This is a genomic window from Massilia sp. NBRC 108631 (assembly GCF_059704565.1).
In genome coordinates, this window is record NZ_BAAKJE010000066.1 from 196,465 (window position 1) to 209,189 (window position 12,725).

At 67.5% G+C, this 12,725-nt stretch carries 10 protein-coding genes; 3 read left to right on the forward strand and 7 right to left on the reverse strand.

What is annotated here, in order from left to right; translation table 11 throughout:
- Positions 1-8: 8 nt before the first annotated feature.
- From AC6H42_RS08125 to AC6H42_RS08145, 5 genes are all read right to left on the reverse strand, one after another.
- Positions 9-2,294 (reverse strand): hypothetical protein, encoded by a 2,286-nt coding sequence (locus AC6H42_RS08125; RefSeq protein WP_497547799.1) that lies wholly within the window; start codon positions 2,292-2,294, stop codon positions 9-11.
- 213 nt (positions 2,295-2,507) lie between these two features.
- The gene (locus AC6H42_RS08130; protein WP_057154242.1) at positions 2,508-2,864 is read right to left on the reverse strand and encodes an iron chaperone; all 357 of its coding nucleotides are present in this window, start codon (positions 2,862-2,864) and stop codon (positions 2,508-2,510) included.
- Between the two features lie 37 nt (positions 2,865-2,901).
- Positions 2,902-5,331, reverse strand: a complete 2,430-nt coding sequence (locus AC6H42_RS08135; protein ID WP_157200853.1) for a TonB-dependent siderophore receptor — start codon at positions 5,329-5,331, stop codon at positions 2,902-2,904.
- A gap of 92 nt (positions 5,332-5,423) precedes the next feature.
- A complete protein-coding gene (locus tag AC6H42_RS08140; protein ID WP_497547800.1) occupies positions 5,424-6,494 on the reverse strand; it encodes a FecR domain-containing protein in 1,071 nt (356 codons plus the stop codon).
- Positions 6,494-7,009 carry a sigma-70 family RNA polymerase sigma factor gene (locus tag AC6H42_RS08145; protein WP_057154244.1) on the reverse strand — a complete coding sequence of 172 codons (516 nt, stop codon included), beginning with the start codon at positions 7,007-7,009 and terminating at the stop codon, positions 6,494-6,496. Before AC6H42_RS08145 ends, AC6H42_RS08140 begins: the two co-directional genes overlap by 1 nt.
- 250 nt (positions 7,010-7,259) lie before the next feature.
- On the opposite strand from AC6H42_RS08145, the gene AC6H42_RS08150 reads away from it, so the two are divergent.
- The 3 genes from AC6H42_RS08150 to AC6H42_RS08160 all read left to right on the forward strand — a co-directional run bounded on the left by AC6H42_RS08150 (position 7,260) and on the right by AC6H42_RS08160 (position 10,022).
- Entirely contained in the window at positions 7,260-8,003 is a 744-nt protein-coding gene (locus tag AC6H42_RS08150) for a beta/gamma crystallin-related protein (protein WP_229418105.1), read from the forward strand.
- 97 nt (positions 8,004-8,100) lie between these two features.
- Positions 8,101-8,967, forward strand: a complete 867-nt coding sequence (gene accD / locus AC6H42_RS08155) for an acetyl-CoA carboxylase, carboxyltransferase subunit beta (RefSeq protein WP_057154246.1) — start codon at positions 8,101-8,103, stop codon at positions 8,965-8,967.
- 29 nt (positions 8,968-8,996) lie between these two features.
- Positions 8,997-10,022, forward strand: coding sequence for a MerR family transcriptional regulator (locus AC6H42_RS08160; RefSeq protein WP_057154247.1), 1,026 nt, complete (start codon positions 8,997-8,999; stop codon positions 10,020-10,022).
- A 126-nt stretch (positions 10,023-10,148) separates the two neighbouring features.
- Here the strand turns inward: AC6H42_RS08160 and AC6H42_RS08165 are convergent, their stop codons facing one another.
- Together AC6H42_RS08165 and AC6H42_RS08170 are read right to left on the reverse strand one after the other, a co-directional pair.
- Positions 10,149-11,891, reverse strand: coding sequence for a cation:proton antiporter domain-containing protein (locus AC6H42_RS08165; protein WP_497547801.1), 1,743 nt, complete (start codon positions 11,889-11,891; stop codon positions 10,149-10,151).
- A gap of 108 nt (positions 11,892-11,999) precedes the next feature.
- Entirely contained in the window at positions 12,000-12,698 is a 699-nt protein-coding gene (locus AC6H42_RS08170; RefSeq protein WP_497547802.1) for a TetR/AcrR family transcriptional regulator, read from the reverse strand.
- Between the last annotated feature and the right edge of the window lie 27 nt (positions 12,699-12,725).

The window sequence follows — 12,725 nt, forward strand, 5'->3', positions numbered from 1 at the left end:
TATCTCCATCAAGGTAGCAGCCAGTGGCTGGTGCCGGGACGCGACCATCCCAGAAAACGGCGCGCGCCTGCGCCGGCCGCCTGCGCGCTGTCGAGCGGCACGCCGGCGGCAGCCAGCAGCAAGCCTTGCATCGCGGGGGCAAACCGGGCCTGGTACTGGTCCGGTTGCGCTTTGAGGTGTGCAGCCGCGAGCCGAAGAAACTGCTGCAGGCCTGGCGGCGGAAGCAGGGCCAGGAAGAACAGCATCTGGCGCCAGGCGTACGCGGTGTTCTTGACCACGATAAGCCGGGCGTGCCAGCCTTCCGCCTTGACTTGCTGGCGGCTGCACATCCAGGTGAAGCAGCGCATCGCCATGTCGTGCAGGCGGGCGGCCAGCGGCTGGGACAAGTGCAGGCCGGCGCAGAGGGCGGCCAGGTTCTGGGTGGTCAGTATCTGTTGCTGCTCGATGAGCATGCCGTTGACTGCAGGATTCCATCCGCCTGGCGGCACCCCGGCGCGCGCCGCGCAAATCCGGGCGAAGGCATCGGCGCCCCGCGCGGTTTTTTCCCCGGCAGGCAGGCGCTCGATTTCGTCATAGTCGATCCCGTAATAGGCTGCATACAGGCTGCCCTTCAGCAGCCCGGCGGCCACCTTTGCCGCCGCAGTGAATTTCGGGGAGAACTGCCCCATGAAGATGTCCGTGGCCAGCTGGTTCACCAGGGGAATCTGCAAGCCGGCGCCGGCCACCAGCGCGTCGAATTCCTGTATCAGCTTGTTGGGCACCACGGCCTGCGGGAACGCCGCCAGCGTGGCGACTGCAAGCTCTTCCAGCGTTTGCCTGGCAAGGCTGCGCGCATCCGGCTCTGTGGAACGGTAACGGTCGATTGCGGCCACCCACGGCAGGCTCTCCAGCTGCACCTGCTTCTCCATACTCAACAACAGCAAAGAGCGGCGGCGCCGGAACGCGCGGTAGATGGCGGCGTACAGTTGACGCAGTACCGGCTCGTCTATGCCGGCAGCCCGGATGTCCGACGTCATCTGCGGCAATACCTGCGCCAGGACTTCGCCCGAGCCGATCAGCCCGCGTTCGATCAGCGCATCGATGGTGTCGTTCAGGCAGCGCTCCGCCTTGGCCCGCATGGACGGAGGAATCGCGGTATCCTGCGGCACACCGGTGCGGGTGCTTTCCTCCGCAGTCACGGCGTGCGCGAGGATGCCTACCTCGTCCAGGCCCTCATCCTGCGGATAGCCGGCAAGGCGCGACAGCACCACGCGCGCAATCGAAGGGAAGGAGGGTGCGCCCACGTCGGCCGCCTGCTGGCTGCGCATGCGGCTGCAGGCCGGGGAGCCAGGTTCGCCGCGCTTGTCCCGGTAGCGCTGAAGGATCAGGCGGATTCGTCCCACATCGCGGCCCGACAGGGAAGCCGGATCGCGCGCGCAGCGGCCCAGGAACTCCCTGAGCTGTGCGCTGTGCGCGCCGCTGCGCTCGAACTTGCCGCACAAACGGTGCCGCTCCCTGAGCGTGGCGTAGTCGGCCAGCAGCGCGCGGGCGCGCGCATCCCAGCCTTGCGGATACTGCCTGCACGGCCAGTCTTCGGCCACGGTTTCCAAAAACATTGCAACCATGCGGTCGTACAGCGGCGCCCAGATTTCCACCGCCTCTTTCTGGCGCTGAATGCGCTGGTGCTCCCTGATGCCGCGGAGCTCTTCCACCGTTGCCCGCACATCCTGGCGATGCACCTGCGGCCCGCCGCGTTGCGGCTTGTCACGCGGCGCCGGATAGAAGCGCAGCGAGGAAAAGAAGGGAGCGATCTGGTCCAGCACTGTGCGCGCTTGCTCAGCGTGGCCGTGCACCGCCAGCCAGGCGACCACCAGCAGCGCGCCTTCCTCGGGCACGTCCACTTGGTAGCAGGCCGTGCGCAGCCGTTCCTGAAGCTGCGCCAGCCCCGCCTCGGTCAGAAAATGCGCGTTCAGGGCAAGCCGGCCGCCGCGCGCCGCGCCTGCCGGGAGCGTAGCCAGCAGCGCCTGCTCGTGCGGCAGCAGCGGCCCGCCCGCGAGCAGGCGCCCGCTGGCGAAACCGCCGGCCGCAACATCCAGCGTGGCCCACTCGGGTATCCCTTCGAGGGGCTGGCGCGAGCCGTAGGCCACTGCGCCGCTCAGCATATTGTCGAGAATCGCCTGCCAGGTGGAGGCCTTGCCCAGCGCCCGCGCGCGGGTGTCCGGGTGCTGGTGGTCCTCGCTGGTCCGAAGGGCTTTGGCAAGCTGAAAGGCCGCATAGGCCGGGGCCGGGCTACCGTGCTGTTTTCCGTCAGTCATATGTCGCCCGAAGTCGCAACCTCGCCAGGGTAAAGGGTCCCGGGGCAGGAATTGAACCTGCGCCCTCTCGGTCTGAAGCCAAGCGTTCTGCCACTGAACTACCCGGGAATTGTCGCCGTGCCTGCGAGGCCTGCTTGCAGGAAGTGGGAGCGATTGTAGCCCAGTATGCCAGTTCGCAGGCGCGCGTGCGGCGGCCGCTAGCGTGCCGCCTTCTTACTCGAGTTCGGCCAGCCTGGCGCGCACCAGGTCGCGCACCAGATCTTTATCGAGTTCCCAGTCAACCGGAATCTGAAAGCAATTCTTGAACACCACGAAACCCTGCAGCCGGTCCTTGAAGTCTTCCATGACCCAGATGCTCCACGGAGAAAAAGTCAGGTGGCGCTTGTAGGCGGCCAGGCCGGCGACGTACTGGCCCTTGCGGTGTATGGTCGGCACGTTCCAGGCGATCTTCGCTTCCAGGCCGGGAAATTCCGCCAATGTGAAATCGATGATGGATTTGACGGTCGAGGCTTTCACCGGCTCCAGTGTGGCCAGGTAGTCCTCGACGGAATGGAATTTCGGCGCGCTCATCCCCGTGTTTTACACACATGCGGGCGCGCCGTCCAGCTTACCAGCGGTAGTTCGCCGTGGCGATCACTTCGCGCCGGTCGCCGGGATAGCAACTGCCGTAGCTGCAGTTGCCCAGGTGCTGCTTATCGAACAGGTTGCGGGCGTTGACCGCCAGCTCCCAGTGCGTATCGAACTGGTAGCCGATGCGCGCGTCCACCAGGGTCACGCCCGGCACCCAGCGGGTATTGTCGAAGTCCGGCACCTTGCTGTTGTAGCGCGCTCCCAGGCCGACCTTCGCGCCGCGCAGCCAGTCGCCGGGCAGGCGCGCGTTGAGCCACAGCGCCGCCTTGTGCGCCGGCACCAGGCCGCTCTTGAGGCCTACCGCAGCGGGATTGGTGTCCCGCGTGATCCTGGCATCGGTGTAGCTGTAGCTGGCCGTGAAATCCAGTCCCTGCGCCAGGCTGGCGTTCGCCTCCAGTTCCAGGCCGCGCGAGCCCACTTCGCCGCGCTGGACGTTGAAGCCGGGATGCTGCGGATCGCCGGCGGGCACGTTCTGCTGAAGTATGTCGAATACCGCTGCCGAGAACATGGCGTTCGCGCCGGCCGGCTCGTAGCGCACGCCGGCTTCATACTGGCGTCCCGAGGTCGGCTTGAAAGACGCGCCTTCGTAAGTGGCGCCGGACTGCGGCTCGAAGGAAGTGGCGTAGCTGACGTAGGGCGAAACGCCGGCCGGCAACAGCCAGACGCCGCCCAGGCGGCCGGTGGCCTTGTTGTGGCGCACGGGCCCCTCGACCCAGGCAGCCACCGCGCGCTCGCGGTATCTGTCATTGCGCACGCCCGCCACGATCACGAAGCGCTGGTCGAACTTGGCCTGGTTTTGCAGGTAGAGGCCGGTCTGCCGGGTTGCGGAGACATAGTTGGGCGCCAGCGCGGGCGAGACGAACGCGCCGGGGCCGCGCTGCTGTGCCAGGTCGTAGGGCATGGCGTCACCGTCGCCACGAGACAGCGCGCCGGTCAGCTTGCTGAAGTCGATTCCGGCGATGGTGCTGTTCTCCCACTTGCCGGCGTTCCAGCGCGCCTCAAGGTAGTTGTCGGTCTGCCAGGCGCGCGATGCGTCATCGATGTGCTGGGCGGCGCGCGTGACCACGGTGTCGCTCACCAAGCCACGGAGGAAATTGACGCGGTAGTCCAGCTTGACCCGGCTGTAGCGGCTGCGGCTGTGGAAGCTGAGGCGTTCGCTGACACGGTGGTCCAGCAGCAGGGCAGCCGACCATTGATCGCGGTAAAAGCGGTCCCAGCCTTTTTCCGCGACCGGGATGTAGCGGCCCACCGCTTCGTAGTAGTTGTACGGGTAGGCGTCGCCGTCGATGCGGTCCTGCTGGTAGTCGGCCAGCAGCGTCACCTCGGTGCCGCTGCCGGGCCGAAAGCTCAGCGAAGGCGCAAAGTAGCGTTCTTCCTTGCTGGCCCCTGGCGTCATCAGGTCGTACTGCTCGGCGAGCGCCACCAGGCGGTAGCGCACGGCGCCGTCGCTGCTCACGGGGCCGGAGAGATCGCCCGCCACGCCGCGCCGGTCAATCTCTCCAGCACGCAGGCGGATCTCGCCCTGCGCCGCCTCCGTGGGGCGCTTGGTGAGCGAATTGACCGCGCCGCCGGGGATGTTGCTGCCGAACATCAGGGAGGCCGGCCCGCGCATGAATTCCACCCGCTCCACGCCGTAGCTGTTCAGGCGCGGCACGGCGTAGTTGTGGCCTTTGTCCTTCAAGCCGTCGCGGAAGTTCGCGCCGTTGGTGTTGCCGATGCCGCGCGCGATCGACCAGTCATAGCGGTCGTCGCGGCCGTAAGTGCGGGGCGTGAATCCGGGCAGGTATTCCAACGCCTCGGCAAGAGTGGATACGCCGCGCGCGTCCAGCGCATCGCGTGTCACCACCGAGATCGACTGCGGTATTTCGCGCGTCGGGGTGGCAGTCTTGGTGGCCGTGGTGCTGCGCGCTGCCACGTAGCCGACCACCGGCCCGGTGGCGCTGTCCTCGGCGGCGCTGCCCTGCACCGTGATCTCGGACAGGGTCTGCGCCGCCACCGGCAAGCTGTCGGCAGCGGCAGCGGTGGCAGGAGCACGCTTCCGCACCACATAACTGCCGTTGGGCTGCGGCACCGCCGCCAGGCCCGTGTTGTGCAGCAGCAGGGCCAGGCCGTCCGGCACCATGTGGCTGCCGCTCAAGCCTTTGCTGTGCAAGCCGGCGGTCGTCTCGGTGGTGAAGGACAACAAGATGCCCGCTTCCCTGCCGAAGCGGTTCAGTGCCGCTTCCAGCGGCCCGCCGGGAATGGCGTAGGCCCTGGGCGCCGGGGCCACCTCGGCGGCGCCCTCAGCTGCCAGTGCTGCGCCCGGCCACGCTGATGCGGCGACCGTGCCGGCGGCCAGGGCATGGCTTAGGGCGGCCAGCAGGGCGGAGTGCTTGAAAGAGTAAGGCAATTGGGCGCGTGCTCCCATGATCGGTTCCTTGGACAAAGTTGAAGATGTGCGTTGCTCACCTTCCATGTCCCGCGAGAACCGAAAACAGACCACCCTGGCGCAAAATATTTTCAGCGGTGCGCAGGCCGCAGCGTGACCCAGTAGCGCGTGATGAACTGTGTCTCCACCGGCAGGGTGGCGCGCAGCGTGTCCAGGATGAGGCCGGTATCCGCCAGCGGGTAGCTGCCCGACACACGCAGGCCGGCGATAGCCGGGTCGCAGCCGAGGCGGCCATGGCGGTAGCGCCCCACTTCCGCCAGGAAGTCATCCAGGCGCATGCCGCTGGCAACCAGCATGCCGTCGCTCCAGGCGATGCTGTCGCCGTTGACGGCTTCGGCGGGCGAAACGGCACTACCGCTAAAGCGGGCCAGTTCGCCGGCTTGCAGGATGCGCCCAGGGCCCCCGCGCGGTTGCACCGATACGGCGCCTTCGAAGACGTCGACCCGGCCGTGAGCGGCATGCTGGCGCACGGCGAAATGCGTGCCCAGCGGCCGCAGTTCGCCTTGGACGGTTTCGACCACGAACGGCCGGCCTGCGCCGTCCTTGCCGGTGCGCACCAGGATCTCGCCACTGACCAGGTGCACGCGCCGTTCGGCGCCGGAATAGCGCACATTGATGGCAGTGCCGGTGTTCAGGTCGATGCTGCCGCCGTCGGCCAGCGCGATTGTGCGGCGCTGGCCCACGCCGGTGCGTTCGTCCGCGCTCCACGCGCGCCAGGGCGTGTGCTCCTGCGCCAGCCAGGCACCGCCGCCGGCGCCGAACAGCAGTGCCAGCGTCTTGATGGCGTCGCGCCGCCGGGCCTGGTGCGGACCGGCCTGCGGCGCATCGAGCAGCGCGCCACGGGCCACCTGTGACACGAACGGGGACGCCGCCCGTCCCGCAGCGGCAGAGCCGCCCAGCGCGCTGCGCCACTGCGCGTTGACGGCGGCTATGCGCTGCCAGGCGCGTTCATGATCCGGATGCTGCTGGCGCCACCGCCCCAGGCCATCGCGGGCGGCGTCCCCGGTCTCGGCGGACTGCAGCTCGACCAGCCACTCCACCGCGCGCCGCGCCACCGCTGGCGGTACAGGCGGCGCAGCTGCCGCTGCGGCGGCGACCTCGGCATCGGCGGCGGCGGCTTCGGCGGTGTCGGCGCCGCGCATCAGTCCTGCGCCAGGGCGAAGTAGCACTGCGTACCCGCGCGCACCAGGTGGCGCTTGACGGTGCTGACCGAAATGCCAAGCTCGGCGGCAATCTCCGCCTGGCTCAACCCGTCCAGCTGGGCGTACAGGAAAGCCCGCTTGACCTGCGGCGGCAAGCCGGCCAGCAGGCAGTCGATCTCGACCAGCGTTTCCAGCAGCATGGCGCGCTCTTCGGGCGACGGCGACAGCGCCGCCGGGGCCTGCGCCAGCGCGTCCAGGTAAGCCCGCTCGATCTGCTCGCGGCGCCAGTGGTTGGCCAGCACGCGCTGCGCCACAGTGGTGAGGAAGGCGCGAGGTTCGGCTATCGCGACCGGCTCGTCGCGCGCCAGCAGGCGCAGGAAGGTGTCGTGCGCCAGGTCCGCGGCGCGGTGCGAGCAGCCCAGCTTTTTGCGCAGCCAGCCCTGCAGCCAGCCGTGGTGGTGGCTGTAGAGGCTGTGGACCTGCAGCTCAAGGAGGGCCGGTTCGGCGACGGACATGACAGTTCCCGGTCAGGTGCCGGGCACCGACAAATGTGAATAAGAATTATTCTCATTTTAGCGCACGCTTATTGTTTAAGCAATTGCCATCTGGCAGTGTCCTAAGCGCGCTTCCGCACAGACCAACTGTTTGTTATCGGGTAGCTTGATGATACCGGGCTGTTCAAGGCCTAATGACTAGGAGACCATCATGAAATTCCCATTAAAAACAACACTTGCGGCTTGCACCATGCTGCTTGGCGGACAAGCAATGGCTCAGATCACGCTGTATCAAGGCGAAGGCTGGCGCGGACGCGCCGTCACCATTTCCAGCACCTCGGACGACTTGCGCCGGGCCGACTTCAACGACCGCGCCTCATCCGTGGTGGTGGAAAAGGGCCGCTGGGAGGTGTGCGAGGACGCCGGCTTCCGTGGCGCATGCCGCATCCTCAAGCGCGGCAGCTATGACTCGCTGGCCGGCATGGGCCTGAACAACAGCATTTCGTCCGTGCGCCAGGTGCGCGGCAACCGCCGGGTCGACAACGAGGCCCCGGCGCCGATGCCGCAACCCAGCTACGAATACCGCCAGCGCCCGAACGAACGCACCTATGAGGCGCGCGTGACCTCGGTGCGCGCCGTGGTGGGGCCGCCGGAACAGCGCTGCTGGGTTGAACGCCAGCAAGTGCAATCCCAGGACAACCGCCCCAGCACCGGCGGCATGCTGGCCGGCGCCATCCTCGGCGGCGTGCTGGGCCACCAGGTGGGCGGCGGGTCGGGACGCGACATCGCGACCGTGGGCGGCGCGCTGGCCGGCGGCGCGATCGGCGCCAACGCAGGCCGGGGCGGCAACAACACCTATGGCCAGGATGTGCGGCGCTGCGAAAACGTGGCCAACGCCACGCCGCAGTACTGGGACGTTACCTATGTGCACCGCGGCGTGGAACACCGTACCCAGCTGGCTTCGGCGCCGGGTGAGTACATTCCGGTGAACCGCGACGGCGTGCCGCGCATGTAGGAAGGCGCGTTGCCGCAGGCGCGCGAAATTCCGCTTGAACCTGACGTAACGTGAGGATTTAGGATGCACCGCATGACTACACCATGCGAGCGACCCTATGAGCTGGATTGAAAAATTGCTGCCGCCCCGCATCAAGGGCGGCAGCGCGCGCCAGGCGGTACCGGCGGGACTGTGGATCAAATGCCCGGCTTGCGAAGCGGTGCTGTACCGCCCCGACCTGGAAGCGGGCCTGCAGGTTTGTCCCAAGTGCAGCCACCACATGCGCATCGCCGCGCGCGCCAGGCTGGACGCGCTGCTCGATGCGGGCGGCCGTTACGAAATCGGCCAGGAAGTGCTGCCGGTCGATACGCTGAAATTCAAAGGCAGCAAAAGCTACCCCGAACGCCTGCAGTCCGCCATGGACAGCACCGGCGAAACCGACGCCATGATCGTCATCGGCGGCGCGGTGCTGTCGGTGCCGGTGGTGGTGGCCTGCTTCGAGTTCAATTTCATGGGCGGCTCGATGGGCTCCGTGGTGGGCGAACGCTTTGTGCGCGGCGTGCAGGCGGCAATCGACCAGCGCGTGCCCTTCGTCTGCATCACCGCCAGCGGCGGCGCACGCATGCAGGAAGGCTTGCTGTCGCTGATGCAAATGGCCAAGACCACCGCCATGCTGGCCAAGCTGGCGGAGCAGGGCCTGCCATTCGTGTCGGTGCTGACCGATCCCACTTCCGGCGGCATCTCCGCCTCGTTCTGCTTCCTGGGTGACCTGGTGATCGCTGAGCCGAAGGCCTTGATTGCCTTCACCGGCGCACGCGTGATCAAAAGCACGCTCGGCGTCACGCTGCCGGACGGCTATCAGCGGCCGGAGTTCCTGCTGGAGCGCGGCGCCATCGACATGATTGTCGACCGGCGCGAGATGCGCACCGAGCTGGCGGCGCTGCTAGCGCTGCTGCTCAAGCTGCCCAGCGACGCAGTGGTGTGAAGTACACTGGCGCGCATGAAAGCACTGACATGAAAGCACTGAGAATCGGCGAACTGGCGGCACGCTCCGGACTCACGGTGCGCGCGCTGCACCACTACGACAGCATCGGCCTGCTGCGGCCGTCGGCGCGCGCCGATTCCGGCCACCGCCTGTACAACCGGGACGACGCCGCGCGCCTGCACCAGATTCTGGCGCTGCGCAAATTCGGCATGGCGCTGGCCGACATCGGCACCTTGCTGGCCAGCCCGGACGCGCCGTTTGCCGGCGTCGTGGCGCAGCAGATCGAAGCGCTCGACCGCCAGATCGCGCAAGCGTCGGCGCTGCGGGCGCAGCTCACGCAACTGCAGCGGCATATGGACGGCGGCGGCAAGCCGGAGCTGGAAGACTGGCTGGCCACCCTGGAACATATGCACTTGTACGAGCAATACTTCTCGCAAGAGGAGCTGCGCCGGCTACCTTTCTGGCAGCAGGACGCGCGCCGCAACCAGGCCTGGGCCACGCTGGTTACCGAACTGCTGGAGGCGATTGCGCGCGGCCTGCCCGCCGCCGCCCCGGAAGCCGGCGCATTGGCGCAGCGCTGGATGCAGATGCTGGAAGACGACACCGGCGGGGATCCGGAATTCGCGTGGCGCATGACGCGCATGCTGGAGCAGGAAGCCTCGGCGCAGCGGCTCACCCGCATCACGCCGGAACTCAAGCAGTACGTGGCCGAGGCATGGGGCGCGCACCGCCTGGCGCTGTATGCGAAATACCTGCATGCCGCCGAAGTTCAGCACATGCGCGAGCATGGCGGCAAGCACTTCCGCGCGTGGATGGCGCTGATCGTGACGGTGCACCGCCACATGGCCAGCGGCATTGCGGCCCATGAACCGTCATCGCAGGGACTGGCCGCCGAGTGGATGAGACTATTCCATTTGCGCTGCGGCGGCGATCCGGCCACGCTGGAGCGAATCCGGCTTGCGCACGAGCGCGAACCAGCGCTGCTGAAGGGCACCTGGGTCAGCGCTGCCATGCTGGACTACATCCGCGCCGCGCAGGCCGATTTCAGCGGTTGAACGTCACGACTGTCGAACCGGAACCGGTCCTGCGGTTGTCGTCCCTGCCGATGGTGCGCGATGCCAGCGCGGCCGGCGCGGTCCATCTTCGGCAGCCAGCTTGAATGGGGCGAGCTGCCGGCAGTCTCAACCGGGCGGTGCGTCGGCTATCCGGGCGAGCTGGTTGGCGCGCTCCTGTTCGATGTGATAGCCCGCCGTCCCCATCGGCATGCCCGCCGCGTTCAGCGCGAAGCAGGCCAGCTGCAGGCCGGATTCAATAGCTTCGGACACCACTTCCGTGGCGCCGGCGGCTTTCAGGGCCTGGGCGTGCCGCGCGTCGCGCGCCCTGGCCAGCAGGCACAGGTGCGGGTAGTGGCGCCGCAGCGCGCTCACTGCCTGCAGGGCCGCGCGCGGGTCGTCCATGGTCAGCACCACGCAAGCCGCGTCAACGCTGCCCAGGCGCTGCAACAGCTCGGGCAAGGCGGCGTCGCCCGAATACACGCAATCCTCCTGCCGCTTCTTGCGCGCGTCTTCCACCAAATGGCGGTCGCGCTCCACCGCGATGTACTGGATACCCTGGCGCCCCAGCACATCCGCAACCAGCTGGCCGACCCGGCCGTAGCCGCCAATGATGACGTGGCCGGCACGGTGGCCCAGCGCCTGGCCATCGCCACGCGCTTCGCCCGCTGCGTCCTGGCCGGCGCGGCCGCGCCGCGCGATGAACGCGCCGGCCGCCGCCGCGCCGGGGGCGAGCAGCATGCTCAGGCTCACCACCAGCAGCAGAAACTGGCTGTCGGCGGGCGTCAGCAACTGCGTGCTGACCGCATAGGCCAGGATGATAAAGGCGAATTCACCGCCCTGTCCCAGCAACAGCCCGCCCTGCAAGGCGGTGGCCCAGCCCAGCGGCGCCAGCAGCAGCATGATGACCAGCGCCTTGATCGCCAGCAGCCCCAGCACGGAGGCCGGGAGCAGCAACGGGTAGTCCGCCACCACGCGCAAATCGACGCCCATGCCGACCGACATGAAGAACAGGCCCATCAGCAAGCCTTTGAACGGTTCGACGATGATTTCCACTTCGTACTGGAACTCGGTATCGGCCAGCAGCAAGCCAGCCAGCAAGGCGCCCAGCGCCAGCGACAGGCCGCCCGCTGCCGTGAGGGCGGCGATCCCCAGCGTCAGCAGCAGGATGAGGGCGACAAACACTTCCGGCTGGCGCTGCACGGCTGCCGACGAGAACAGGGGCCGGGCGACGCGCCGCCCGACGATGTAGATCAGCGCAATCGCCGCAACCGCTTTCGCGACCGCCAGCAGCAGCGACAGCCACAGCGCCTCGTCGCTATCGCCTGCGAGGCCCTCGACCAGGATCAAGGCCGGCACCACGGCCAGGTCCTGCAGCATCAGGATGGCGAAGCACTTCTGTCCCAGGGGGGTCTTGAGCGCATGCTGTTTGCTCAGCAGCGCCATGGCCACGGCGGTACTGGACATGGCGAGTGTCATGCCAATGGCCATGGCGGCAGGTGGCGGATTGCCGAACGCGAATGCGAACAGGCCGATGGCAACGGCGGTGAGCACCACCTGCGCAGCGCCGGTGCCGAATACGTCGCGCCGCAGCGCCCACAAGCGGCCTGGCGACAGCTCCAGCCCGATCATGAACATCATGAACACAATGCCCAGTTCGCCCAGCGGCTGGATGCGCTCAACGTCATGGAAAGTGACATGCGACAGCCAAGGCATGCCGCCAGCCCAGCTGGCAAGGCCATGCGGTCCGAAGCAAACGCCTATGATCAGGAAGCCCAGCATCTGGTTGATGCGCAGGCGCTGCATTACCGGCACGAGGATGCCGGCCAAGGCCAAAAACAAGAGTGCTTCACGTAGTTCGTAGGCGGACATGCGGGATCCAGGGCGGTGTAGGGTTGCTGCGAGTGTAGGGGCCCGATGGCGGCGGCACAAGTAAGGCGGGCAGTTCCCAGTGCGTTTTTCCGGAAGAGATGAGCTTTATCATGGAACATCTGCCGGCTCGCCAGCTGCGCCGCTGACTGCGGGGCGCCTGTCAGCGTCCAGGCCGCCGCGCACGGACAGCGTGGCCAGGTAGGCGCACAGCATGTCGGCGAGGGCGTCCGCATATGCCGTGATTTCCCCATCCGTGCGCGGCATTTCCGAGAACTGCTTGCCGACGGCGCCGAGGGTAGCCATGAGCAGATCGCCTGCCATTGCGCGCACCGGTTCGGCGGCGGCCGGCAGCACTTCCAGCATGAAGGCCTGGACCATGCGGTCTCCGGCGGCCCTGGCCTCGGCCGCTTCCGGCGCGTCGCGGTAAAAGGGCGCGGCATCGTCGAGCGCCGTGCGGACCTCCGCTTCTTCGCATTCCGAGCGCACGAAGGCGTGCACCAGCATGCGCAGGCGTTGCAGCGGCGGCGTGCCGGCCTCTTGCAGAATGCTGGCCAGCATGGCCGACGTTTGCTGCCATTCATCGCTTTGCAGCCGGAACAGGATGGACGCCTTGTTCGGAAAGTACTGGTACACCGACCCCACGCTCACGCCGGCGCGCTCCGCCACACGGGTGGTGGTGAAGCGGTGCGCCCCTTCCTTCGCCAAAACCTGAATAGCCGCTTGCAAAATCACGGAAACGAGCTCGTTCGAACGTGCCTGTTTCGGCTGTCTGCGCGAGGAAATGCGGGGGCTGCGGGGTGGCGTCATGGCGGGAGCAGGGAACGCGAATATGAA